We start from the raw sequence: 25046 nt of genomic DNA, 5'->3' as shown, positions 1-25046 counted from the left end.
GATCGGTCTAGTTGTTGCTGGCGTGATCTAGTGCGACGCAGAAGCCAAAATCAACTAGGAAATACCAGGCAACTGACAGCATCGCGCTATTTGGAAACTTACCAACGCCGAGCCGGCGTTGCGGAGACGAAAACTTCGACTCGCATCGGCGCGAAGAACCGGATCGTCTCCCGGACATGACCGCACCGCGCCACGCTCGCCCCGACACGTCCCACCCCGCGATCGACGGATCACCTTCCCGATGTCTCCACGCCAGCTGCATCTCAACGTGAACCTGCTGCATTCGGGCGTGTACCCGTCGGCCTGGCGCTTGCCCGGCAGTCAGCCCGACGCCTTCGTCGACATCGCCCATTACGTACGGGTCGCCCAGGTCGCCGAGCGGGGCTTGTTCGACGCGATCTTCCTCGCCGACACCCCCTCGATCTCGGACCGCCTCGATTACCGCCCGTTCAATGCCCTGGAGCCCACCATCGTGCTGGCCAGCATCGCCGCGGCCACGGCGCGGATCGGGCTGATCGCGACGGCCTCGACCAGCTATAACGAGCCCTACAACCTCGCCCGCCGCTTCGCATCACTGGACCACGCGAGCGGCGGACGGGTCGGTTGGAACGTGGTCACCACGGCCGATGCCGCCGCGAGCCGGAACTTCGGGCTGACCGCCGCCGTCGAGCACGGGACGCGCTACGCGCGCGCCCGGGAATTCGTCGAGGTCGCTCACGCCCTGTGGGACAGTTGGGAGGACGATGCCCTCATCGGCGACAAAGCCAGCGGCCGCTTCGTCGACCCGGGGAAGGTGCATGCCATCCGCCACCGGGGCACTCACTTCTCCGTCGACGGGCCCCTCAACGTACCGCGCTCACCCCAGGGCCGCCCGGTGACGGTTCAGGCCGGCGGCTCGCAGGATGGACGTGATCTGGCGGCGGCCACCGCCGAGGCGGTTTTCACCCTGTCGCAGACCATCCCGGATGGAGTGTCCTATGCGCAAGATCTGCGCGCCCGGGCCGCCAGCTTCGGGCGCCCGGCGGATTCCCTCGTCATCCTGCCGGGGCTCACCACCATCCTGGGCAGCACCGAGGCGGAGGCGCGCCGCCGCCAGGATGAGTTATGGGATCTGGTTCCCCTCGAATACAGCTTGGCGCGTCTCGCCGGCACGCTCCAGATCGCACCTGATCGCCTCGCCCTCGACAAGCCGCTGCCGGACGCGCTGCCACTGCCCGCCAATGCCAACCACACCATGTTCCTCGGAACCGTGGCGCTCGCCCGTCGCGACAACCTCACGGTGCGTGAATTGCTGCGGGCCCTCGGAGGCGGTGTCGGCCACCGCATCATCGTAGGCACGCCGGAGGCCGTGGCCGACGACATCGAGGTGTGGTTCCGGGCCGGAGCGGCGGACGGCTTCAACCTGATGCCCGACGTGCTGCCCGACGGTCTGGAGACCTTCGTAGACGCCGTTGTGCCGATCCTCCAGAAGCGCGGCCTGTTCCGCACCGCCTATTCGGGAACCACTCTGCGGGACCATCTCGGTCTCGCCCGGCCGCCGAGCCGTTTCGCGGATAGCCCGGAGGTTCGAGTTACGGCCTGAACCCAGCGATCTATCCCCCAACTCGCTACCGGCGCGGGCTTACGGCACGATCGAGGTCAGAACCTCGGCAAGAGGAGGCTTTCGTTAGCCTGCTGACTTTCAAGCTGAACGGAACAGACCGTGACCTCGATGTTCGGTCCTCCTCGGGCTATCGAGATCGTCAGGCCGCCGGGATATGGGAAGGCGCCGAGGCGCATGCGGTCGCGGCGGGTCGGTATCGCATGCCTGCCTCAGGCCGTGCCGACGCGGTACTCGCGTGGCGGGCCGTGCTGTTGACTGCGAAGGCGCCGACGATGCGGTCGCGGTAGATCGACGAAGAACCTGGCTTCAGACATGCGATGTTCCCAGGAGCGATTTCGCCTTGGGCTCGTCCTTGTAGGCCTACCATAGCGCCAGCATCTTCACACAAGGACCCAAGTGGCCTTTCCTTTGGAAGTGCATCGGCTGCTTCACGGCCGCGGTTGTCGCAGAATTCAATTCGACCGCCGTCGAGGCCAGATCGTCGAGTTCGTGGGCCTTCCGGAGCGCATCCAACTCGATGAAGCGCGGCCCACGCGAACTCTGACGATATCGGTCACGGTCGACCTCGCACCGGTGCCGAATGAAACTCGATCGCGTCTCCAGCTGTGAAAGGCTTCCGTCGTAGGCGTGCTGGGTATCATGCAGCCAATAGGGAGAGGTTTTTCTTCGTTACTCTGAATCTAAGGAAGTCGCCTTCTACATCGCCGTCGATTTTTATTATATTAATCTATAGCCTTAGCTCGCCGAGGCCTTCATGTTCTTGAGACGAGACTTAATGGTCTTGGCTCGATGAAAAACTCTCGGTTCGGCGTACCATTCCCTGTGCCTGAAAATCTTGTGCCATCGCCACAACTCGTCTTCGATGCCGTTGGTTTCCAGCGCGGCGGCCGACCGATCCTCAATGGGATCTCGCTGAGGATCGCCCCCGGTGAACGGATCGGCATCGTCGGGCGGTCGGGCGTCGGGAAGTCGACGCTGCTGCAGATCGCCGCCGGCCTCGTCCCGCCATCCTCCGGTGACCTGACGATCAACGGTGCGCGCGTGAAGGGCCCCGTCCCGGGGGCCACGATGATGTTCCAGCGGCCCGCCTTGCTGCCCTGGGCGAGCGTCCTCGACAACGTGCTGCTGCCGGCCCGCCTGTCCGGCCGACCCCTGGGAAGCCCCGGCGGCGACCGCGCGGACGCACTGCGCATTCTCGGAGAAGTCGGCCTGGCCGACAGGGTCGATGCCAAGCCACATGAGCTCTCGGGCGGCCAGCAGCAGCGCGTGGCCCTGGCGCGGGCGCTCGCGAGCCGGCCGCGCCTCCTCCTCCTCGACGAGCCGTTCTCCGCCCTCGATCCGGAGATGCGGACCGCCCTGCGCGCGGACGTGAAGCGCCTTGCGAGCGTGCGTGGCCTAACGCTCGTGATCGTGACCCACGATCCGGCCGACGTCGCAGCTCTGGCCGAACGTGCCCTCGTTCTTGCAGGCACTCCCGCCGTGATCGTCGCGGATTTCCCCGTCCGATCCGAGGTCGAACTGAGGGCGCGGCTCGGCGCATCACCCCTCCCCGTCGACCGCGAAGCGGCGTGAACCGGACCCTCCTGATGACCGCTCCCGACGACCTCTCCGCCCTTTGGACGCATGAATGGGCGCGCGCGGACTGGACCCGCCGCGACACCCTCGACAGCCTCGCGCGCGGCGGCCTCGCCGCCCTGCTGGGTGGTGCCGGCCTCGGCCTGTCGAGCCGGGCAGTGCACGCGGCCGACGACGATGTGGTGCGCATCGGCTACCTTCCGATCACCGACGCCACCGCCCTCCTGGTCGCCCACGCCAAGGGCTATTTCGAGGAGGCAGGACTCAAGGTGGCAGAGCCCACCCCCGTGCGGTCCTGGTCGGCTCTGGTCGAAGGCTTCGCCGCCGGCAAGTTCAACCTCGCCCACCTGCTCAAGCCCATCCCGGTCTGGATGCGCTACAACAACAAGTTCCCGGTCAAGGTTCTGGCCTGGGCCCACACCAACGGCTCCGGCATCGTCGTCGGGGGTAAGGGCGGCATCACCGACTTCAGGGGGCTCGCCGGCAAGCGGGTCGCGGTTCCGTACTGGTACTCGATGCACAACGTGGTGCTGCAGTACGCGCTGCGTGAATCCGGCATCACGCCGGTGATCCGGGGCGAGGCGGGCCCAGGTGAATGCGCCCTCCAGATCCTGCCGCCACCCGAGATGCCGGCGGCGCTGGCGGCCGGCAAGGTCGACGGCTACATCGTGGCCGAGCCGTTCAATGCGCTCGGCGAGATCAAGGCCGGCGCCCGGATGCTGCGCTTCACCGGGGACATCTGGAAAAATCACCCCTGCTGCGTGGTCGTCGCCCATGAGCGGACAACGGTGGAGCGCCCCGAATGGACGGGCAAGGCCATCGACGCCATCGTGCGCGCGCAGGCCTATGCGTCCGCCAACAAGGAGGCCGTGGCCCGGCTCATCTCGAAGGACGGACGCGGTTACCTGCCGATGGCCGCCGACGTGGTGGTCAAGGCAATGACCGATTACGGTCCCGCCTATGCGGCGAGCGGTGCCATCCGCCACGCGGACTGGGCGGCGAGCCGCATCGACTTCCAGCCCTGGCCCTACCCGTCCGCGACCCGCCTGATCGTCGAGGCCATGGGCCGGACCGTGGTGGAGGGTGACGCAACCTTCCTGAACGGGCTCGATCCGGATTTCGTCGCGCGCGACCTCGTCGACGACCGCTTCGTGGCCGCATCCCTCAAGCGCTTCCCGGATGCGTTCCCCGGGTCCGGCACCGACCGCACCGAGACGCTGTCGCTATGACCGGGGGCCTCCTGAAGTCCGCACCATCGGACATCGGCGGCCCCACGTCCGCGCGCGCCTGGCCGGAGAGCCGATCCTTTGCCGACGTGCTGCATTGGACAGCGCCGATTCTCGGTGTCGGCACCATCCTGTTGCTGTGGTTCGCGGCCGGCCGCCTCCTCGCGAACGATCCGGCCTATACCGCCTTCGCGGGCTTCGCTCCCGGACCGGCCATCGCGTCGTTCGCCGATCTTCTCACCTCCGGCGAGGCCTGGCGGGCCGCGCTGCCGAGCCTTGCCAGGATCGGCCAAGGCCTCGCCTACGCCTTCGTGCTCGGGGTGCCATTCGGATTGCTCGTCGGGGCCTCGCCGCTGGCCGAACGCGCCCTGCAGCCCCCCTTCCAGCTCCTGCGCATGGTCTCGCCGCTGGCCTGGATGCCGGTGGCGGTGCTGGCCTTCCCGACCTGGGAGGGCGCCATCGTGTTTCTTATCGCGGCCGCCGCGATCTGGCCGATCCTGTTCTCGACCGCGGCCGGCGTGAAGCGGATCGATCCGATCTGGCTCACCCTCGCGCGCAACCTCGGCGGCGGCCGGATCGCCACCCTGCACCGGATCGTGGTTCCGGCGGTGCTGCAGGACATCCTCACGGGCCTGCGCCTGGCGCTCGGCGTCGCCTGGATCGTGCTCGTGCCGGCCGAGTATCTCGGGGTCACTAGCGGCCTCGGCTATGCCATCAACGATGCGCGCGACACCCTCTCGTACGACCGCTTGGCGGCCCTCGTCCTGCTGATCGGACTGATCGGCTACGCCCTCGACGCCGGCCTCGGACGGCTCGCTGCCCGCGCCCGCTGGATTCCCGCGACCTGAAAGGAACGCCCATGTCGTCCGCCTCCGTGAGAGAGATCGTCCAGACCTTCGAGACCATCGACCGTGATGCCCTGGCGGCCCTGTCGGAGAAGGGCCGCGCCGATCCGATGGCCGTTCGCACGGTGCGCGCACGGACCATCGCCGAGGGTCGGCGCTTCCGCCATCTCAACTACGTGCGCAACCTCGACGCCCACGTGGTGGACGAGCCGCCCGGCCTGCTCGGCGACGACACCGCCCCGAACCCCACCGAGGCGCTGCTCGCAGCCCTCGGCACCTGCGTGGCGGTCGGCCTCCAAGCCAACGCGGTCGCGCGCGGCTGGACCGTGCGCGGCATCGAGATCCAGAGCGAGGGTGACATCAACATCACCTCGGTCTGGGGGACGGGCGACCTGTCGCCGAAGACCGTTGGCCTCACCGCCGTGCGCCTGACTGCGCATCTCGACATCGAGGGCGCCAGCCAGGCCGAACTCGACGACCTCGTAGCCCATGCGGGTGACTGGTCGCCGGTGCTCAACACGGTCAGGAATCCCGTCGCCGTCAGCCTCGTCCGCAATCGATGAGCGCGGCCCTCGCCCGCCCCGCGGCGCTTCCCGAAGTCCCTCGGGACGTCGCCAGCGTCGTGCGTGACGAACTCGCGCCGATCGTCGGTGCGATCGACGGGGGGCTCTATCCGGACGGCGTGCTGCGCGGCCTCGGCGCAGCCGGTGCCTATGCCCACCACACGCAGGGTACACCCGAGGGACTGATCCGAGCCGTGGGAGCGATGGCGGCGGTGGGGGCCGCCTGCCTGTCGACGGCCTTCTGCGTCTGGTGCCAGGACGCCCTTGCCTGGTACCTCGCCCATGGCGATGCGCCTGCCCGCGACCGCCATCTGGCCGACATCGCCAACGGCGTACGCCTCGGCGGCACCGGACTGTCCAATCCGATGAAGGCGTTCGCCGGCATCGAGCCCCTCGCCCTCACGGGTCGACGGGTGCCGGGCGGCTACAGGGTGCGCGGGCGCTTGCCCTGGGTCTCCAATCTCGGCCCCGGCCACCCGTTCGCCAGCATCTTCGCCCTCGACGACGACCGCCGTGTCATGGCGGTGTTCGCGGCAGGCCAGGAAGGGGTCGCCATCGCGGCCAATGCCCGTTTCGTAGCCCTCGAAGGCACCGGGACCTACACGGTGATGGTCCGCGACGCGTTCGTGCCTGACGACGACGTGATCGCCCCTGACGCCGCGGCCTTCGTCCCCCGCATCCGCAACGGCTTCGTGCTACTCCAGGCCGGCATGGGACTGGGGCTCGCCCGTGGCGTCGCCGCGCTGATGCGCGCGGATGGCCGGGGCAGCCGGGACGGCGCGGCGCTTCCCCTCGGGGCCGAGGCGATCGACGCGCGGGCGGCCCACCTGTGGACGCGGCTCGTGCACGCGGCCGAACGCCACGCCGACCCGGCGGCGGGCGCCTTCCGCGAGACCCTGCGCCTACGCCTCGATATTTCCTGGCTCGCCCTGGAGGCAGCGCAAGCCGCCATGCTTCAGTTCGGCGCGCGCGGGTATCTCGAAGGCTCCGAACCCTTCCGGCGACTGCGTGAGGCGCAGTTCGTGGCCATCGTCACGCCCTCGGTGAAGCACATCACGCTGGAACTCGCGGGCGGGTGACAGCCGCTTGTCAGCGCGCGGTGCTCGACCGGTTCCCTAAGCAGACATCCTGCGGCTACGCTTGCAAGACGAATGGCCGTAGCCTTAGGCCTGCAGCACGGGCAGGTCGTGATGCCGGCGCCGGATCTCGCGGGCGAGGTCGATCCCGTTCATGCCAGGCATCAGCAGCATGCGCGGCTCAGAGATCCAAGCCCGCGCGATGGCCGCCCGCTGCCGCATGCCGCCGGATAGCTCGTGGGGCGCATGGCTCTCGAACCCGGCGAGGCCCATGAGCGCGATCAGGCGATCCGCTCGGGGACGATAGATGGCAGCCGGTACACCGGCGAGGCGGGGCGCGAAGGTGATGTTGTCCAGGACCGTGAGCCAGGGGAAGAGCAGCGCTTCTTGAAAGACGATGCCCCGGTCGCCCGGGCGCTTTTACCGGGGCGCCCTCGACCCGGATGTGCCCCTCGGAAGGGGGCTCGAACCCGCAGAGCAGATCGAGGACGCTGGACTTGCCGCACCCGCTTGGCCCGAGCAGGCAGACGAACTCGCCCTCCCGGACCGAGAAGGTGAGATGCTCCAGCGCCGTCGTCACGCGTCCCGAGCGCCCGTCGATGAAGCGCTTCGCGACGCCCTCCAAGACGATCAGAGGCTCGGTCAGACAAGATGGCAGGCCACCCGGTGCCCTGTTTGCGCCGTCGTGCGGAGTGTCGGTGCCTCGGAGCGGCAGCGTTCGACCGCGATCGGGCAGCGGGGATGGAAGTTGCAACCCGCCGGAGGAGCGTAGTGACTGGGCAATTCGTCGGGTTGCCCCGAACCCCTCTCGATCCGGTCCCGCCTGCGCTCCTGTGCCGGTACAGCCGCGAGGAGCCTGCGGGTGTAGGGATGGGCCGGCGCGCGCCACAGCGCCTCGCGCGACGCGATCTCGACGATCCGGCCGAGATACATCACGGCGACCCGATCGGAGACGTACTCGACCACGGACAGGTCATGGCTGATGAACAGAAGAGCGACGCCGCGCTCCACCTGACAATCGTGCAGCAGGTTGAGGATCTGCGCCTGCACCGAAACGTCGAGGGCCGAGACCGGCTCGTCACAGACGACGAGCTCGGGCTCGAGCGCCAGCGCGCGGGCAATGCCGATTCGCTGGCGCTGGCCACCGGAGAAGGCGTGCGGATAGCGGTCCGCGGCATCTGCCGCCAGCCCGACATCGGCCAGTAGCCGCACCACCCGCGCCCGGCGCTCGACGGTCGAGCCGCGCCCGTGGATGCGAAGCGGCTCCTCAATCAGCCGGCCGACGGTCCAGCGCGGGTCCAGCGCCGCCCCACTGTCCTGGAACACCATCTGGAGGCGGCCTCGCTCCCTCCTCATGTCGCTGGCGGACAAACCGACGAGGTCGCGCCCACCGAGGCGGATCGCTCCTCGGGTCGGCTCCACGAGGCGCAGGATGGCGCGGCCGAGAGTTGACTTGCCGCACCCCGATTCGCCGACGAGGCCGAGGGTCTCGCCGGGGTGGATCTCGAACGTGACGCCATCCACCGCCCGCACCGTGCCGCGCCCAGTCCGATAATGGACCGCGAGGTCGTCGACGGCCAGCAGCGGAGGGGCATCGATCTCAGGCGCCGAGTGGTGCAGCGGATTGCTCTGGAGCACGGATTTCCTTCCAACGGAGGCAGGCGACCCGCTCGGTGGCGGACCCGGCCGCATCCAGGGACGGCAGGATCTCGCGGCAGAGCGAGTCTGCGGACGAACAACGGGGCGCGAAGGCGCAGCCGGGCGGCATGGCGCCCAGTTGCGGAACTTGGCCGGGAATCTCGGCGAGGCGTCGCCGCGGACCCGTCCCGAGGCGGGGACGCGCAGCGAGAAGGCCGCGCGTGTAAGGGTGAAGAGGCGTTGCGATCATAGTCTCGGCGGAGCGCGTCTCGACCACGCGGCCGGCATACATCACCAGGACCCGGTCGGCATGTTCGGCGACGAGGCCGAGATCGTGGGTGATCAGCACCACCCCCATCCCGGTCTCCCGGCGCAGGTCGTCGAGCAGATCGAGGATCTCCGCCTGCACCGTGACGTCGAGGGCCGTGGTCGGCTCGTCGGCAATGAGAACGGCCGGTTCGCAGGCGAGCGCCATGGCGATCATCACCCGCTGGCGCATGCCGCCCGACAGGCGATGGGGATACTCGCCGAACCGACGCTCCGGATCGGAGATGCGGACGCGCGCGAGGAGACCGAGTGCGCGGGCACGGGCCTCGGCGCGGCTCACGGTTTCATGCTCGCGGATCGCCTCGACGATCTGCGCGCCGACGGTCAGAACCGGATTGAGGGCCGTCATCGGCTCCTGGAAGATCATGGCGATGCGTGCGCCCCGCAGGCGCCGCATCGCCTCGCCCTCCAGGCCGAGGATATCGCGTCCCTCGAGACGGACGCGGCCCCTGGCGCGGGCGTTGCCGGGCAGCAGGCCGAGCAGGGCGTAGGCGGTGAGCGACTTGCCGCAACCGGATTCGCCGACGAGCGCCAGGATCTCGCCCGGCGCCAGCGCGAATCCGACGCCTCGCACGGCGGCGAGTTCGCCGCCCCGGTCGTGGAAGGCGACGGACAGGTCCTCCACCTCTAGAACCGGCCGTCCACCGTGCGCGCTCACCGGGCCGCCCGCTTCAGGTCGAGGGCGTCGTTGAGCCCGTCGCCCAGGAGATTGAGGCCGAGGACGGCGCTCACCATGGCGAACCCAGGCACGGCGGCCACGAACCAGTCGGTGCGGATCACCTCTCGGCCGGCCCCGACCATGCCACCCCAGCTGACGACGTTGGGATCGCCAAGGCCGAGGAAGGCGAGGCTCGACTCGGCCAGGATCGCGTTCGCCACCAGGATCGAGGCGGAGACGATCACGGGCGACAGCACGTTCGGGAGGATGTGCAGACCGATGATGCGCGCATCCGAGGCGCCGATCACGATGGAGGACTGAACGAGTTCGCCGTCCCGCAGGCGTAGGACCTCGGCGCGTACCAGCCGGGCGAGCGCCGGCCAGCCGGTGAGCCCGATCGCCAGCACGATGGTCGAAAGCGAGGGCTGCAGCACCGCCACGATGGCGAGGGTGAACAGGAAGGGCGGGATGGTCTGGAACAGCTCGGTGAGCCGCATCAGGGCGGCATCGGTGCGGCCCCCGTAATAGCCCGCCACCGCGCCGATCCCGACACCGATGACGAGAGCGACCAGGGTCGCGACGGTGCCGATCAGAAGCGAGATGCGGGCCCCGTGAGCGATGCCGGCGGCGAGATCGCGGCCGAGCATGTCGGTTCCGAGGGGAAAGTCCGGATCGGCGCCGGGCCATTGCAGGGGCACGGCCACCATGTCGAGGGGATCGCCGGGATAGAGGACGGGCGCGGCGAGGCCCACCCCGGCGACGAGACCGAGGAGAACGAGGCCGAGAAGCGCCGACGGACGTCGCACCAGACGGGTGAACAGCCCGGCCGGATTCCGCCGGGACGCGGCCAGGGGAAGGGCGACAGCCATCGGCTCAGGACCGCGTCGTGCGCGGGTCGAGCACCCCGTAGAGCAGGTCGACCGCGAGGTTGGCGAGGACGACCACCACCGAGCTGCAGAGCAGGATACCGAGCAGCAGGTTGAGATCGCGCTGGAACAGGGCCTCGAAGGCCAGGCGGCCGAGGCCCGGCCAGGCGAAGACCGTCTCCACCAGTACGGCGCCGCCGAGGATCGAACCGAGTTGAAGTCCGAGTTGCGTCACCACCGGCAGGAGCGCGTTTCGCAAGACGTGGCGGCGGGCGATGCGGCGCGGCCGCACGCCCTTCGCCACCGCCGTGCGCACGTAATCCTGCCCGTAGGCCTCCAGCATCGCAGCGCGGGTCAGGCGGGTATAGACCGCGAGGTAGTACAGGCCGAGGGTGAGAGCCGGGAGCACGAGATGCCGTGCGACGTCGGCCGCGTAGCCGAGCCCGGTAAGGCCGGCCTCCACCTGCGCCATGCCGCCCACCGGAAGCCAGTCGAGCCACACCGAGAACACCACGATCAGCATCACCCCGATCCAGAACACCGGCGTGGCGTAGAACAGGAGCGCGAGGATCGAGATCGCGGTGTCGAGGGGACGCCCCGCGTGGCGCGCGGCGGCAAAGCCCAGCGCCCCGCCGACGAGGACGGAGAAGCCGATGCTGGTGCCCATCAGGAGCAGCGTCGGCCCGACCCGCTGGAGAATGAGGGTCGCGACAGGTAGGCCCTGTCGGAACGAGAATCCGAGATCGAGGGTGAGCACGTTGCCGAGGTATTTGGCGAACTGAACGGCCATCGGCTGATCGAGGCCGAATTGCGCGCGAAGTGCCGCGATGTATTCGGGCGTGGCCGACCCGGCCTCACCGGCCAGGACCTGGACGGCGTCGCCGGGCGCCAGGTGGAGCAGGCAGAAGTTGATGACGGCGATGCCGACCACGACCGACGCCATCTGGAGGAAGCGCCGCCCGAGGGTGCCCAGATTCGCTGTCATCTCGCTCATTGGGCGCTGGCGCGCGTTTGGCCGGGTGCCGGTCCGTCGAAGCGGAAATCGCGGAGAGTGCCGTAGACCTGATCGCCACGGGCGTCGTGGCGCAGGTTGGACGCCTCGACGGTGAAGAACTTCAGTTCGAGCAGCGGCAGGGTCGGCAGATCCTCAAGGACGATCTGCTGGAAGCGCCGGAACAGGTCGCGGCGCTTGCCCGCATCCGCCTCGCCCTGGACGGCCGCGATCAACCCATCGACCTCCGGGTTGCGGTAACCCGAGCCATTCGTCCAGGGAATGTTCTTGCCGATCGACGCCGACCAATAGGCCCGGGTGACGCCGACCTGGGGATCCGAGAAAGCGGCAAACCACGTAATCGCGATGTCGAAGTCACGATCGCCGTAGATCCGGCGGGTGTAGCTCGGCGTGTCCTGGCTGCGAATGTTGGCCTCGACGCCGACGCGGCGGAGGGAGGCCTTGAGGAATTCCGCTGTCCGCTTGAAGTCGTCGCCATAGGGAATGTAGTCGATGTCGAGACTGAAGCGCGTCGCGTTCGCATCGCGCTTGAGCCCGGCCTCGTCGAGGAGCGCCTCGGCCCGCTTTGGGTCGAATGGATGGGCCGGAACGTCCTTGGCGTGGAAATCCGTGAGCGTCGACGGCACCGGGCTCGTTGCCGGCTGGCCGAAGCCGAACCAGACGACCTTGGCCAGAGCAGCACGATCGATCGCCAGGGCCAGGGCACGGCGTACCCGCACGTCCTTGAGGGGGCCGCGCTCGACGTTGAAATCTGCAAACAGCCATGGCGAGAGCCATTCATAGCCGGTGGTGGCGACGCGGAGGTTCGGCAGCGCGCCAAGGCGGGCGGCGTCTCGCAGGGGCACAGGGCTCAAGGGTGCGTATTGCGTCTCGCCCTTCTCTAGCGCCGCTGCGCGGGCGGCGGCATCCGGCAGGACGCGAAAGACGACTTTGTCCAGATACGGCTTGCCCTTGTCCCAGTAGCTCGGGTTGCGCTCCAGGACGATGTGATTGCCCCGGTTCCATTCCTTGAAGACGAAGGGGCCCGTGCCGACCGGCTTGTTATTGTAAGGGTTCGAGAGCACGTCCGTGCCCTCATAGAGGTGCTTGGGAAGCACCTGCGCGCCGTTGCTGTTGAGGGACGACAGGATCGCAGGCGAGGGCTGGCTGAGGCGCAGGATCACGGTGAGCGGATCGGGCGTCTCGACGGTCGTCACCTTGCCGAAGGTGATCTGGTTGCGCGGATGGATCTTGGTCCAGACGTTCTCGAGGGTCCACTTCACGTCCGCCGCCGTGAAAGGCTGGCCGTCGTGCCAGCTCACGCCGGAGCGCAGGTGGAGGGTTAGGCTGAGTCCGTCGGGTGCAGTCTCCCAGGCAGTGGCGAGTGCCGGAATCGGCCTGAGGTCGCGGTCGTAATCCACAAGCCCGTCGAAAATCGTCCCGCTCACCACCCCGGTTGGAGCGGCCGAACTGACCGCCGCGGTCAGGATCACGGGCTCCGGCTGGACGATCGCGGTCAGGGTCCCACCGTGCCGCTCGGGCTCGGCGCATACCGGACTTACCGCGAGCGCCAGCGCAAGCATCACCCCTGCGACGCCTCGCATATTCCTTGTTACCATCCCGCCGCCCCCCGTCACACACGCCGAAGACCAAGACAGCCGAGCTGTCCCGCCAAGCCACGATGGCCGTGTGTTGAATAATACCCTCGTCAGTAACGCTACAATAAGATCGGTTCAATACTATATTAATTCGATTTAATAGACGATTGTTCTACGGTGAAGCAGGATCGATACCGAAATCTGTTCGTCTACTGCCGGGCGGTTCTTCCGGCAACTTAGTTTTCGGACGAAAGCCGCACGACGTCGTATTCGTCTCATCGGGCGTTCTAAAGGCGATTGAACTCTGCAACAGACCGAGGCCGCCGCGCTCAGGTGCGAGGCGGTGTCCATACGGCGTCGCGGACCTGGATGGCGCGGGGGATCAGGCCGAGGCGATGGAACCGGTCCGCTGTCGCCTGTTGGTTCGCGAGGATCGGGTCGGAAAGTGGCCGCACGCCGAACTGCGTTCGGTCCGCAGCCGTCTTCTGGATCGCAAGGGGAATACCGGTCACGTTCGCTAGCGCTTGGGCCACTTCGTCGCGATGTGCTTCGGCCCAGGCCGCCGCCTCGGAGAGTGCCGACAGGGCGCTGACTACGACGCCCGGATGCTTGTCGGCGAAGGTCTTGTTCGCCAGGAAATAGGCGGACAGGTCGAGGGTCTGGCCCGAGGTGGCAAGAACCCGTGTCTTGCTCCGCGCCTGCGCGACAGCAAAGTAAGGGTCCCAGATCGACCAGGCGTCGACGCTGTCGTTGGCGAAGGCCGAGCCGGCATCTGCCGGCGTCAGGTAGGCCGGCGTGATGTCGGCGAAGGTCAGGCCAGCTTTCTCAAGAGCGGCGATGAGAAGGTTGTGCGCAGAGGTGCCACGTCCGAACGCGATCTTCTTGCCCTTGAGGTCGGCAACCGAGCGGATCGGTGAGTCCTCCTTGACCAGGATCGCCTCTCCGTCTCCCGAGGGCGCCGAGGCGGCGACATAAACGAGATTGCCGCCCGCAGCCTGATTGAAGATCGGTGGCGCGTCGCCGGTATAGCCGAAGTCGATGCTGCCTGCGCTCAAAGCTTCGAGCAGGGGTGGTCCCGCCTGAAACTCGACCCACTGTACCTTTGTGCCCTGGGACGCCAAGCGCTTCTCGATCACGCCCTGCTGGCGTGCGACGACGATAAGGCCGATCTTCTGATAGCCGATGCGGAAGTCCTTGGGTGCAATCTCCTCGGCGACCGCCCCGGTAAAGGCCGCGAGGCCCGTTCCGAGGGCAAGAAGCAAGGCCGGCACACGGCGTCGGGTCATCGTCACGGGTTCGTCTCCTGTAAAGTGGCATCCGCCCCGTGGCCGGGCGCGGTTTGGGTGAAGCGGCCGCTCACGGATTGTGGCAGGCGAAGCAGATTGAGGATGGGGCAGACCTTCTCGACCCGGGCCTGAAACGCCTGGACCGTCGACGGTTCGGCCGGTGAATCGAGGCGTACCTCGTAGGTCAGGTCCCGCGGATGCACGGGGATATCCTCGAAGCCCTCCGTGCCCGCCCGCGGGTCGAACGTCCCCGCGACCTCGACCTCCAGGGAGGTGATCGGCAGATCGTGTAAGGCGGCCTGGATCAGGATCGTATGGGCGAGGCAGGAGCCGAGGACGCCGAGCTGAAGCTCCGGGGAGCTCGGCCCGAGGTCGAACCCCGCGAAGTCGGGCTGGCTGTCGGACACGATCGCGTGCCGGCGAATTCCGATGCGGCGCACGCCGCTACGGCCTTCCACCGACGCGCGCGCCGTCAGGGGCACCGCGGAGGCCTTACCCTGCCGGACGCGCTCTTGGCGAGAATCAAGCGCACGACGTTTGTCTTCGAGATACAAATCTATTTCGCTCATCGGCCGGCCGCTACAGTGCTTGCATCCGCGGATGAACGCAGAGACGTGTTGCGCATACCCCGGTATAGCCTTCATGCGGCAGAAGGAGCGTTCGTTGTTGTGACGAATATGGGAACGATAATCTGGAAAATCCTGGTGTCAGGGTTTCCCTATGCCGCCGACTCTGACTAGCGGGACCTGGAACCGCCCGTCGGACAGCGTTCGGTTTGACGGCATGGCCCGCATGCTCAACCGCTCGAAAAGGGGGATGTTTGCAACGTCAGCGCTCGCGTTGCCGGCACGGACAGGCTCCGGGCGGCAAACCGCCTTACAAGGCTTGGCGTGATGGCTTGGCTTTAAGGCCCGGCTCGCCGCCGAGGCAATTAGTTTCTTAACAACCGGGCGCGCCCTCCGCTCTAACCGTTCCGAGCCGCCGGTCTCCCTGGCCTTCAGCTCGACGGGAAGGAGGCGATGGTGGACATCCCACGCGAGATCAGACTGACGAAAGGGGCCACACGCCTCGACGTCCGGTGGGAGGACGGCACCCTCTCGTCCCTGTCGGCCGCGACCCTCAGGGCGGGAAATCGGAGCGCAGGCTCGGTGCGGGCATCCGTGGATGCGGTCCCCTCGGTCCCAACGGCGGATCTGGTGATCCGCGATGTCCTGCCGGTGGGCGCCTATGCGGTGAACCTCGTCTTCTCCGACGGTCACGACCGGGGGATTTTCCCGTGGTCCTACCTGCGCACGCTGGCCGAGGGCGCCAGCACCACATCCGAGGCCGGCCATGGATGAGATTCACGATGCCACGTCGGAGATCGCGTGCGACGTGCTGGTCATCGGCGGCGGCACGGCGGGCCCAATGGCAGCCCTGAAGGCCAAGCTGCGCAACCCGAAAGCCAGGGTCGTGCTCCTGGAGAAAGCAAATGTGAAGCGTTCGGGCGCGATCGCAATGGGAATGGACGGGCTGAACAACGCCGTCATCCCAGGCTACGCCACTCCCGAGCAGTACACCAAGGAAATCACCATCGCGAATGACGGCATCTGTGATCAGGCGCCGGTCTACAAATACGCTGAGCGTTGCTACGAGATCATTCAGGAACTCGACCGTTTCGGCATCCGCTTCCAGCGCGACGGTAACGGCGATTACGACGTCAAGAAGGTGCATCATCTCGGCACCTACGTCCTGCCGATGCCCAATGGCGAGACGGTGAAGAAGGCGCTCTACCGGCAATTGCGCAAGGCGCAGGTGCTGATCTCGAACCGCTTCATGGCAACCCGGCTCCTCAATGCGCCGGATGGGCGTATTGCAGGGGCCGTGGCGGTCAACACCCGCAGTGCCGAATTTCTGGTCATCCGCGCCAAGGCGGTGATCCTGTGCTTGGGAGCCGCCGGACGCCTCGGTCTGCCGCAATCGGGCTATCTCTGGGGAACCTACGAAAACGCCACCAATTCGGGCGACGGCTACAGCATGGCCTACCATGCCGGCGCCGGTCTCGCGAACCTCGAATGCTACCAGATCAATCCCTTGATCAAGGACTATAACGGCCCGGCCTGCGCCTACGTGGCGGGTCCGTTCGGCGCCTACACGGCCAATAGCGAGGGCAAGCGCTTCATCGAGTGCGATTACTGGTCCGGCCAGATGATGCAGGAATTCTATAACGAGTTGCAGAGCGGGAAGGGCCCGGTCTTCCTCAAGCTCGACCATCTGCATGCAGACACGGTGGGCGAGATCGAGACGATCCTGCATAAGGTCGAGCGGCCCTCGCGCGGACGCTTCCACGAGAACCGGGGCACGAATTACCGCCAGCGGATGATCGAGATGCATATCTCGGAGGTCGGCTTCTGCTCGGGCCACAGCGCGTCCGGAGTCTTCGTCGACGAATTCGCCCGCACGACCGTGCCGGGGCTCTACGCGGCCGGCGACATGGCCAATGTGCCTCACAGCTACATGCTTGGTGCCTTCACCAACGGTGCCATCGCGGGCGAGCATGCCGTCGACCGTGCGGCGGAGATCGACTGGCCGGAGGTCTCGGCCGAGGACATCGCCCGCGAGCGCGACCGGGTGCTGGCTCCGACACGGCGGGAGGACGGCATTCCGCCTAACCAGATCGAATACAAGACCCGGCGCTTCGTGAACGACTACCTGCAGCCGCCCAAGGTGACGGCCAAAATGGAGATTGGCCAGCGCCGCTTCGCCGAGATCCGCGAAGACCTGGAGACCCGCATGGTCGCCCGCGACAGCCATGAATTGATGCGAGCCCTGGAGGCTTCCTCGATCCTCGACTGCGCCGACATGGCGGCGGCCGCCTCACTCTACCGGACCGAGAGCCGCTGGGGCCTCTATCACAACCGCACAGACCATCCGGACAAGAACGATTCCGACTGGTTCTGCCACACTATCCTGCGCAAGGAGGCCGGTCGCATGATTAGCGAGAAGCGGCCCATCACCCCTTACATCGTGGCCATCGCGGACGAGGAGCGTGGTGCTTACGACCACCAGCGCGTCCGTAAGCAGGCCTGAGCAAACACCTCGACGCGACGTCAGTCCAGAAGGATACCGATGCCCCTCGCCCACGCCCCGAGTACGGTGCCCGTCACCGTGGATGCCGCCAAGTGCATCGCCGACAAGGGCTGCACAGTCTGCGTCGATGTCTGCCCCCTCGATGTGCTGCGGATCAGCGATCTCACCGGCAAGGCCTACATGAAGTACGACGAGTGCTGGTATTGCATGCCCTGCGAGACCGACTGCCCGACCGGCGCCGTGAGCGTCCAGATCCCCTACCTGCTGCGGTGACCATGATGGCGGTGACCGATCCTTTCGAAGAGTTCGGCGATGTCGCCGAACTCGCCCTCAGGCTGACCGATCCCGATCCGGCCGTGCGTCGCGTCGCGGTTCTGGACCTCGCCGAGACGGCGGATCCCAACGCGGTCCCGCATCTCGCCGGCATCGCCGCCGATCCAGATGCCGGAGTGCGCCGGCAGGTCGCCGAAGCCTTCGGCGGCTTCGACGGTCCGGCGGTGGCGTCCGCCCTCGCCGAAGCCCTGACCGATCCCGATCGCGACGTGGCCAAGGCGGCGGCGGAAAGCCTGACCGAGCTGAAAGATCCAGCCGCCGGCGCGCCGCTGCTGCCCTTCGTCCGGCATGCGGATGCCTTCGTGCGCGCCGCCTCCCTGAGAGGCCTGCGCAACCTTCGTCTTGAAACGTCCCTCGGCCCTGCGGTCGCAGCCCTCGGTGACCCGGAACCGGCGGTGCGGGCGGAAGCGGTCGGCGTCATCGCCTATCTGAAGAGGGAAGAGGCGCTGCCTTCCCTCATCGGTTCCACCCGTGATCCGGATGCCGAAGTACGGCGGGCCGGAGTCGGTGCGCTCGCCTTTTCCCGGCACGGCCACGCCGTGGATGCGATTGCGGATGCGCTCGGCGACGCCGATTGGAGCGTGAGGGAAATCGCCGCAGAGGCGTTGGGGCGGACCGGACCGGGCGTGCGCTCTGCCGCCCTGCTCGATGCGCTGGGAGACTCCTACTGGCAGGTGCGCCAGAAGGCCCTGCGCAGTCTCGGTAAGCTGAAGGAGCGGAGCGCCGTATCCGCGATCCTGGCCGCCCTTGATGACGAACGACCGGCTTTGCGCAAGGAGGCCGCTGCAGCTTTGGGTGAAATTGCCGATCCTGCTGCACGGTCGGGACTCACGGCGGTCGCGGACGATTCCGATCCGGACGTCCGCAAGACCGCGCGCTGGGCCTTGGAGCAATTGTCCGCCTGAATGCCTTAGCAGAGTGCCGGGGGAGCCTTCGAAGAGGCGCCCCACGGCCTCGCTCGATCCCCGGGCGGAACCGGCCAGCTCCGTAGATCAGCCCTCGGTCTGCACGATTTCCTGCAGCCGTCCTGGACGGAGCAGGCGGATATGTGCCTTGTCGATCGCGACGATCCCATCGTGCTGGAATCGCTTGAGCATCATCGTTACCCATTGGCGGGTCGAGCCGACCAGGGCGGCGATCTCATCATGGGTGATGCGCCTATGAATAACCACGACGCCACCCTCTCGGCCGCCCTCCGGAGTTCCGTAGAGTTCGCCGAGATTAAGCAGAAGCTGAGCTAGGCGCTCGATCACCGAGCGCGTTCCCAGCATCTGCGCCATCGCGGTGTAGCAACGGCCTTTCGCCTCGAGCGCCGCGATGAGGCAGAGGGCGAAGCCCGGCATCTGGCGGATCAGGCTACGCAGGGTCGCGCTCGACAGGACGGTGACGCGCACCCGCTCGATTGCGACCCCCGACCATTGGTGCGAACCACCGCCATAGATGCTTGGGCCACCGATGAAATGGCCGGGCGTCCAATAGGCGAGCGTCACCTCCCTGCCGGACGGCCCGGAGTAGAATACCCTGACGCGTCCTTCCTCGATCAGGAAGATGCCCGCATGCGGCTCGCCCTGAGTGAACACACTCTCGCCGGGGGCAAGCGTCAGGACACGTCCGGCGGCGCGGACACGAGCGATCTCCGACGGCGTCAGGCCGTCGAGGAAGCTTGCACCGTCATCGAGGCCATCCGTCCTCTCGCTGAGGAACAGGGCACTCGCGATGAGGGGCGCGGGCCTGCGGAATTCCGTGTGTGCGAGCGTTGCCGAAGACATGATGGGACTCGTTCTCGAGCAGCCCACGCGCTGGGGAACCGACACCGGCACCAAGGATGGGCTGCGCGTCGATTATCGGGCGAAGGCCGCCTGGAGCAATTCTAAATTCAGACGTTGGAAGGCTACGATCTTCCAATAGTTGGCCCCGCAAGAGACATTGCTTCCAAAGCAACAGATCATCCGCAAATCATGTCAAGTGTTCGCTTGTCGATGAAATTAATTGCTCGCCCAGCGGGATCGCTTCTCGCCTAATGGTCCCGGTGCATGGCTTCGAATTCCTGGCGGTTGAACCGTCGCTGCACTGAATTTTCCGCGATCCGCCAGTTCGATGGAGACCAACGCGTGATCAATCCTCGTCCGCTTGCCCGGGGCCTCGGCCGCACGGTCGCAGCGCTTCTTCTCATGGGCACGGCCCTCGGCGCCGCTCGTGCTGAAACGATCCGCATTGCAGTCGGCACGCAGGACACCACGATCAACTGCGCCACGGGCGGCCTGCTGATCCGTGAGCTGAAGCTCCTTGAGAAGTATCTGCCTCGTGACGGAAAGTATAAGGACGCGACCTACGCCATTGAATGGCGGAACTTCACCAGCGGGGCGCCACTCACCAACGAGATGGTGGCGGGCAAGCTCGATCTCGGTGCTATGGCTGATTTCCCGGGCTCACTCAATGGTTACGCCTTCGCCAAGGCCGGACGCCGCAGCCTGTTCATCAGCGTGCTCTCCGGCAGCGTGAAGGGAAGCGGCAACGGCATCGTGGTGCCGAAAGATTCGCCGGTCCAGTCTCTCTCTGATCTGAAGGGCAAGACCATCTCCGTCCCCTTCGCCTCCACCGCGCACGGATTGCTGCTGCGGGCCGTGAAGGCCCAGGGCTGGGACCCGGCGCACGATGTCACCATCATCACTCAGGCTCCCGAAGTGGCGGGCTCGGCGTTGCTCGCCAACAAAATCGACGCCCATGCCGACTTCGTACCCTTCGCGGAGTTGTTTCCGTGGCGTGGCTTCGCCCGCAAGATCTATGACGGCTCGCAGGCGGGCGCCCCGACCTTCCACGGCGCCCTCGCCGACGCGGATTACGCGGAGAAATATCCCGAGATCGTCACGGCCTATCTGCGGGCCGGAATCGAAGCGGATCGGCTTGTCGCCGCCGAGCCCGAACGTTACGCCGAACTGATCGAGAAGGTCACCGGGATCGAGGCGGAGGTCGCCTATCTGTTCCATGGCCCCCTCGGGCTTCAGACCCGCGACATCACTTGGAAGCCGGAATACCGCCAGGCGGTGAAGACCTCCTTCGAGACCTTGAAACTCCTGAAGAAGGCGGATTCCGACATCGATCTCGATCGCTTCGTCGATGACCGCTTCATCCGTGCCGCGTCGGTGCAGGCCGGCCTCGATTACGAGACCCGATTAAAGGATTACGCACAATCGCCGCTGGTAGCGAACGATGCCGGAACCGGCCTGCCGATCACCGATGTTACGCGTGTCGCTCAGATCTGGGTGCGCGGTGAGCCAAAGGTCCGGCATTACGCTACCCCCGAAGGGGCTTTGCTGGGACTTGCCGCCCTGAGCCGCGAGGAACGTGAGGCCCGCGCCTTCTACGCCCAGGATCGGCAATCGGGAATCAAGCTCCTGGCAACGCAGGCTTGGTTCGTCCGGGACGCGAGCAAGCGCCTCGACGCCTTCTTACTCAAGGGTGACGCCGAAGCCCATGCCGCGCGGAATGGCGGCGAGGTCATCGATTTCGCGACCGCCCGCAGCGGTGGCGGTGCGCAGTTGAGCGCCCGGTGAGCGCCTCGGTCACGGCCGCCTTTGCCCCAGCGGGAACGCGAAGCCGGGGGCCGGCATGGCTCGGCGTCCTGCGTCGCCTGCCCGAGCGGCGCCTCGTCCTGCGCGGGACCTCGCTCCTCGCCAGTCTCGCCGCCTGGCATCTCCTCGCGAACGGCAAGGTCGATCTCGGCATCGTCAGCTTCCGCAACGTGCCGACCCCGATCGAGGCCGCGCAGGCGGCCCTCGCCCTCTTCCGATCCCCGATTCTCTGGCCCCATCTCGGCGCCAGCCTCGTGCGGGTCATGCTGGGCTTTCTGGCAGCGCTAGCCGTCGGAATTGGTCTCGGTGTCGCCATCGGCCGTTTCCGCCTGGCCCGGGACCTCCTGCTGCCGCCCCTGGAGGTGGTTCGGCCCATCCCCGCCGTCGCCTGGATTCCCTTGGCGATCCTGATGTTTCCGTCCTCCGAACTGTCGATGGCGTTCATCACCTTCACGGGCGCGGTGTTTCCGATCCTCCTCAACACCGTGCATGGGGTCGAGACGGTGAGTCCGCGCCTCGTCGCCTCCGCCCGCAGCCTCGGCGCGGGACGGGGCGCGATCCTCCGTGAGGTGATCCTGCCCGGCGCGACCCCGAGCATCGTCACGGGGGCCGCCATCGGGATGGGCACGGCCTGGTTCTGTCTTGTGACCGCCGAAATGATCTCCGGCCAGTACGGGATCGGTTACTTCACCTGGGAATCCTACACGCTGCAGAACTACGACAACATCGTCGTCGGCATGCTGTTGATCGGGCTGCTCGGGATGGGATCGAGCCTGCTGGTGCGCGGGATCGGATCCCTGCTGACCCCCTGGGCCGCCCTGGGAGGCGCACGATGACCAAGCCCGCGCGCTCCATCGGCGGCCACGTCGCCCTGGAGGGTGGCGTGATCCGGCTCGGCCGAGGAGCCGCCGCCTTCGACGTCGTCGAGGACATCGACCTCGACATCGCGCCCGAGCAGTTCGTCTGCCTCCTCGGCCCCTCGGGATGCGGCAAGTCGACGTTGCTGGGGGCGGTCGCGGGACATCTATCCCTCCGCTCCGGCCGCGTCAGCCTCGACGGCCGTGAAATCGCCGGCCCGCATCCCGATCGGGGCATCGTGTTTCAGCACCACACGCTGTTTCCCTGGCGCAGCGTCATCGACAATGTCGCCTTCGGCCTCAAGATGAAGGGCGTGGCCAAGCGCGAGCGCCTGGCCCAGGCGCGCGATTTCCTGGCCCAGGTCGGCCTCTCGGGCTTCGAGGATCGCTACCCGGCGGAACTGTCGGGCGGCATGCAGCAACGCGTCGAGATCGCTCGCGCGCTGATCAACCGGCCTCGCGTTCTGCTGATGGACGAGCCCTTCGGGGCCCTCGACGCGCAAACGCGCCTGACGATGCAGGAACTCCTCCTCAGGGTGTGGGGCCAGAACAGGACGACGATCCTATTCGTCACCCACGACATCGACGAGGCGCTCTTCCTGGCCGACCGCATCGTCGTGATGACCCCGCGCCCCGGGCGTATTCTCGACGATCTCACGATCGACTTTACACGCCCGCGCCAGCGGGACCTGATCTCCTCCACCCACTTCACGACCCTTAAACGACATTGCTTGACTCTCCTTCACACAGACCTTGCCGGCCTGCCCCTTCCACGCCTCACCCCTATCGGAGTCTCCCGGCGCGCTCGGGCCTGCTTGAGTTCACGGCGCTGACGGCGTGCCATGCGAATGGACAGGTAATCCTTCCTTGGTTTCTTGGGCGGGGGTTACGCGTGTTTCAACGTAGAGAGGACATGCTCCATGGAACCGCATGACGATGGCCATAGATGGCGCATCGCGCACACGCCGAATGGCCTAGAGCCTTCCACAAACTGAGAGGGAACACCGCGGGTGAATGTCTTACCGCCACGTTGCCCTTTGGCATGAATGTGCCGCGGACTAGCACCATGTGGGTGACTATCGCGCCAGCACAGAGCAACGTGGTATCAACGGTGCTCTCCACCGGCGGCGTGAAGAGAGGAACGAACTAGTGACAGAGCCTACGCAACGGAACGTGATCACCTATTATTTCAGTTTCATTTCGTTGTGGTCTTACGTTGGCAGCGGGGCTTTCCAGGCGCTTACCCAACGCCACGCCGCTGAGATTATATATAAACCCGTCAACCTGCTGGAAGTTTTTGCGGCGGGCGGCGGCAAGCCTGTCAAAGAACGGCCTTTGCAACGCCAAGCCTACCGGCTTGTCGAAATGCAGCGCTGGCGAAAGATCCGCGACATCCCGCTGGTCTTTCACCCAAAATTCTACCCTGCAGACCCCTCGCTTGCGCACCGCGTACTGCTCGGTGCAATCGAGGAAGGCGCCGACGTCGCCGATTACGTCCATGCAGGTTTGTCGGCGGTTTGGGCAGACGAACTCGATATTGCCGATCCGGATACTATCGTACGGCTCGCCAATGCGTCCGGGCTCGATGGTTTACGTCTTCTGGAAGGTGCATCTGCGCAGGGCTTGCTCGCGCGAGAGCAAGCCCTGACGCACGAAGCGATTTCCCGGCAGGCCTTCGGGGCGCCGTTTTACTTCTACCGCGAAGAGCCGTTCTGGGGTCAGGATCGACTCGATCTGCTTGATGCGGCGATATCGGAAGGTCGCAAACCAATCCCGCTGCCCAAACTGTCCGTCCCGGCCTGATCAGCGATAGCGCGCTTACCCGCGCCGTTGAATAAGGCATTGAGAGCTAGTGGTGCGAGTCTAACACTTGGTGCCCGCGCTTTGCGGCCTGGATGATGCGATCTGGGTCGGCGGTCCAGACGAAGGGCTTCGGGTCGCCGTTGCTCTCGGCGATGAAGCGTTTGATGGCGGCCTGCACCTCGATGAGCGATCCGAACACGCCACGTCGGAGCCGGCGTTTTGCGAGCTTGGCGAAGAAGCCCTCGACGGCATTGAGCCACGAGGCTGAGGTCGGGGTGAAGTGGAAGGTCCATCGCGGGTGGCGGTCGAGCCAGGCACGGACCTTCGGGTGCTTGTGGACGGCATAGTTGTCCAGGATCGCGTGGACGATCTTGCCCGCCGGAACCGCCGCCTCGACCGCGTTGAGGAAGCGGATGAACTCCTGATGCCGGTGGCGCTGCATGCAGCGGCCGATCACCTTGCCCTCCAGCACGTCCAGGGCGGCAAACAGGGTCGTCGTGCCGTGGCGCTTGTAATCGTGGGTGCGCGTCGTTGGCTGGCCCGGCTTCATCGGCAACGGGGCCTGCGTGCGGGCGAGCGCCTGGATCTGGCTCTTCTCGTCGACCGAGAGGACAACGGCATGCGCGGGCGGATCGACGTAGAGCCCGACGACGTCGCGCAGTTTGGCGGCGAAGGCCGGGTCGGTGGAGAGCTTGAATTGCCGGACTCGATGCGGCTGTAGGCCGTGCCCCCGCCAGATCCGCTGCACCGACGAGACGCTGATGGCCGTGGCCTTGCTCATGGCGGCGGCCGTCCAATGCGTGGTCTCGCCGGGTGGTTCTCCTTGCGTTAGAGCCACCACGCGCGCCGCCACCTCCGGCCCCAGCGGCGGGATGCGCGCCGGCCGCGTCTTGTCCCGAAGGAGCCCATCGACGCCCTCCTGCGCGAAGCGGTCCTGCCAGCGCCAGACCACCGTCTTGGACACGCCCGCCTCACGCATGATCGCATGCGTCCCCAACCCATCGGCGCTCAGCAGCACGATGCGGGCGCGCCAGACGTGCTTCTGCGACGTGTTTCGATCCGCAACGAGTGCTTCGAGCCGAAGACGATCCGAGGTGGAGAGCGTGAAAGAGATGCCACTGCGCATCCCGCCAGACTCGCAGGATGGGCCACAAACCAAA

24 protein-coding genes and 1 pseudogene are annotated in these 25046 nt (G+C 66.6%); 14 read left to right on the top strand and 11 right to left on the bottom strand.

The window, feature by feature from the left end; genetic code table 11:
- The first annotated feature begins 241 nt into the window (after positions 1–241).
- The 6 genes from ACYQML_RS16535 (at position 242) to ACYQML_RS16510 (ending at position 6891) form a co-directional block, all read left to right on the top strand.
- Positions 242–1582 carry an LLM class flavin-dependent oxidoreductase gene (locus ACYQML_RS16535; protein ID WP_461233437.1) on the top strand — a complete coding sequence of 447 codons (1341 nt, stop codon included), beginning with the start codon at positions 242–244 and terminating at the stop codon, positions 1580–1582.
- Between the two features lie 858 nt (positions 1583–2440).
- The gene (locus ACYQML_RS16530) at positions 2441–3175 is read left to right on the top strand and encodes an ABC transporter ATP-binding protein (RefSeq protein ID WP_461233436.1); all 735 of its coding nucleotides are present in this window, start codon (positions 2441–2443) and stop codon (positions 3173–3175) included.
- A gap of 14 nt (positions 3176–3189) precedes the next feature.
- Positions 3190–4407: an ABC transporter substrate-binding protein gene (locus ACYQML_RS16525; RefSeq protein WP_056434293.1), complete on the top strand. Its 1218-nt coding sequence runs from the start codon at positions 3190–3192 to the stop codon at positions 4405–4407.
- On the top strand, positions 4404–5252 hold the full coding sequence (locus ACYQML_RS16520; RefSeq protein WP_461233435.1) for an ABC transporter permease: 849 nt from the start codon (positions 4404–4406) through the stop codon (positions 5250–5252). Before ACYQML_RS16525 ends, ACYQML_RS16520 begins: the two co-directional genes overlap by 4 nt.
- An 11-nt stretch (positions 5253–5263) precedes the next feature.
- Complete coding sequence (locus ACYQML_RS16515) at positions 5264–5812, top strand: OsmC family protein (protein ID WP_461233434.1); 549 nt, start codon at positions 5264–5266, stop codon at positions 5810–5812.
- Positions 5809–6891, top strand: coding sequence for an acyl-CoA dehydrogenase family protein (locus ACYQML_RS16510; RefSeq protein WP_461233433.1), 1083 nt, complete (start codon positions 5809–5811; stop codon positions 6889–6891). Before ACYQML_RS16515 ends, ACYQML_RS16510 begins: the two co-directional genes overlap by 4 nt.
- A gap of 84 nt (positions 6892–6975) precedes the next feature.
- Here ACYQML_RS16510 and ACYQML_RS16505 read toward each other — a convergent pair whose 3' ends face one another.
- The 9 genes and pseudogenes from ACYQML_RS16505 to ACYQML_RS16465 all read right to left on the bottom strand — a co-directional run bounded on the left by ACYQML_RS16505 (position 6976) and on the right by ACYQML_RS16465 (position 14734).
- A complete protein-coding gene (locus ACYQML_RS16505) occupies positions 6976–7287 on the bottom strand; it encodes an ATP-binding cassette domain-containing protein (protein WP_461235743.1) in 312 nt (103 codons plus the stop codon).
- Between the two features lie 28 nt (positions 7288–7315).
- A pseudogene (locus tag ACYQML_RS16500) lies at positions 7316–7468 on the bottom strand (ATP-binding cassette domain-containing protein); the annotation flags it as partial.
- Between the two features lie 62 nt (positions 7469–7530).
- A complete protein-coding gene (locus ACYQML_RS16495) occupies positions 7531–8526 on the bottom strand; it encodes an ABC transporter ATP-binding protein (protein ID WP_461233432.1) in 996 nt (331 codons plus the stop codon).
- Positions 8489–9511 (bottom strand): ABC transporter ATP-binding protein, encoded by a 1023-nt coding sequence (locus ACYQML_RS16490; RefSeq protein ID WP_461233431.1) that lies wholly within the window; start codon positions 9509–9511, stop codon positions 8489–8491. The genes ACYQML_RS16495 and ACYQML_RS16490 overlap by 38 nt, the downstream gene beginning before the upstream one ends.
- A complete protein-coding gene (locus tag ACYQML_RS16485; protein WP_461233430.1) occupies positions 9508–10380 on the bottom strand; it encodes an ABC transporter permease in 873 nt (290 codons plus the stop codon). The genes ACYQML_RS16490 and ACYQML_RS16485 overlap by 4 nt, the downstream gene beginning before the upstream one ends.
- A gap of 4 nt (positions 10381–10384) precedes the next feature.
- The gene (locus ACYQML_RS16480) at positions 10385–11371 is read right to left on the bottom strand and encodes an ABC transporter permease (RefSeq protein WP_461233429.1); all 987 of its coding nucleotides are present in this window, start codon (positions 11369–11371) and stop codon (positions 10385–10387) included.
- Complete coding sequence (locus ACYQML_RS16475) at positions 11368–12972, bottom strand: ABC transporter substrate-binding protein (protein WP_461233428.1); 1605 nt, start codon at positions 12970–12972, stop codon at positions 11368–11370. The genes ACYQML_RS16480 and ACYQML_RS16475 overlap by 4 nt, the downstream gene beginning before the upstream one ends.
- A 323-nt stretch (positions 12973–13295) precedes the next feature.
- The gene (locus ACYQML_RS16470) at positions 13296–14252 is read right to left on the bottom strand and encodes a sulfonate ABC transporter substrate-binding protein (protein WP_461235742.1); all 957 of its coding nucleotides are present in this window, start codon (positions 14250–14252) and stop codon (positions 13296–13298) included.
- Positions 14253–14254: 2 nt separating this feature from the next.
- A complete protein-coding gene (locus ACYQML_RS16465; RefSeq protein ID WP_461233427.1) occupies positions 14255–14734 on the bottom strand; it encodes an OsmC family protein in 480 nt (159 codons plus the stop codon).
- A gap of 537 nt (positions 14735–15271) precedes the next feature.
- On the opposite strand from ACYQML_RS16465, the gene ACYQML_RS16460 reads away from it, so the two are divergent.
- The 4 genes from ACYQML_RS16460 to ACYQML_RS16445 are packed head-to-tail and all read left to right on the top strand — an operon-like array spanning position 15272 to position 18559.
- Positions 15272–15592, top strand: coding sequence for a gamma-butyrobetaine hydroxylase-like domain-containing protein (locus tag ACYQML_RS16460; RefSeq protein WP_461233426.1), 321 nt, complete (start codon positions 15272–15274; stop codon positions 15590–15592).
- Entirely contained in the window at positions 15585–17321 is a 1737-nt protein-coding gene (locus ACYQML_RS16455; protein ID WP_461227361.1) for a fumarate reductase/succinate dehydrogenase flavoprotein subunit, read from the top strand. The genes ACYQML_RS16460 and ACYQML_RS16455 overlap by 8 nt, the downstream gene beginning before the upstream one ends.
- Before the next feature lie 39 nt (positions 17322–17360).
- Complete coding sequence (locus ACYQML_RS16450) at positions 17361–17594, top strand: 4Fe-4S dicluster domain-containing protein (protein ID WP_461223594.1); 234 nt, start codon at positions 17361–17363, stop codon at positions 17592–17594.
- A 5-nt stretch (positions 17595–17599) separates the two neighbouring features.
- Complete coding sequence (locus tag ACYQML_RS16445; RefSeq protein ID WP_461233425.1) at positions 17600–18559, top strand: HEAT repeat domain-containing protein; 960 nt, start codon at positions 17600–17602, stop codon at positions 18557–18559.
- Positions 18560–18646: 87 nt separating this feature from the next.
- On the opposite strand, the gene ACYQML_RS16440 is transcribed toward ACYQML_RS16445, so the two are convergent.
- Complete coding sequence (locus ACYQML_RS16440; protein WP_461233424.1) at positions 18647–19423, bottom strand: Crp/Fnr family transcriptional regulator; 777 nt, start codon at positions 19421–19423, stop codon at positions 18647–18649.
- 402 nt (positions 19424–19825) lie between these two features.
- On the opposite strand from ACYQML_RS16440, the gene ACYQML_RS16435 reads away from it, so the two are divergent.
- The 4 genes from ACYQML_RS16435 to ACYQML_RS16420 all read left to right on the top strand — a co-directional run bounded on the left by ACYQML_RS16435 (position 19826) and on the right by ACYQML_RS16420 (position 23886).
- Complete coding sequence (locus ACYQML_RS16435) at positions 19826–21208, top strand: ABC transporter substrate-binding protein (RefSeq protein ID WP_461235741.1); 1383 nt, start codon at positions 19826–19828, stop codon at positions 21206–21208.
- A 68-nt stretch (positions 21209–21276) separates the two neighbouring features.
- A complete protein-coding gene (locus ACYQML_RS16430; RefSeq protein WP_461235740.1) occupies positions 21277–22062 on the top strand; it encodes an ABC transporter permease in 786 nt (261 codons plus the stop codon).
- The gene (locus tag ACYQML_RS16425) at positions 22059–22916 is read left to right on the top strand and encodes an ABC transporter ATP-binding protein (RefSeq protein WP_461233423.1); all 858 of its coding nucleotides are present in this window, start codon (positions 22059–22061) and stop codon (positions 22914–22916) included. The genes ACYQML_RS16430 and ACYQML_RS16425 overlap by 4 nt, the downstream gene beginning before the upstream one ends.
- A 340-nt stretch (positions 22917–23256) precedes the next feature.
- Positions 23257–23886 carry a 2-hydroxychromene-2-carboxylate isomerase gene (locus tag ACYQML_RS16420; RefSeq protein WP_461233422.1) on the top strand — a complete coding sequence of 210 codons (630 nt, stop codon included), beginning with the start codon at positions 23257–23259 and terminating at the stop codon, positions 23884–23886.
- Positions 23887–23932: 46 nt separating this feature from the next.
- Here the strand turns inward: ACYQML_RS16420 and ACYQML_RS16415 are convergent, their stop codons facing one another.
- Entirely contained in the window at positions 23933–25012 is a 1080-nt protein-coding gene (locus ACYQML_RS16415; protein WP_056425902.1) for an IS630 family transposase, read from the bottom strand.
- Between the last annotated feature and the right edge of the window lie 34 nt (positions 25013–25046).

Source organism: Methylobacterium sp. CM6244 (assembly GCF_054817885.1).
Note: the sequence above shows the minus strand (reverse complement) of the source record. Positions and strands in the feature narration are given on the sequence as shown.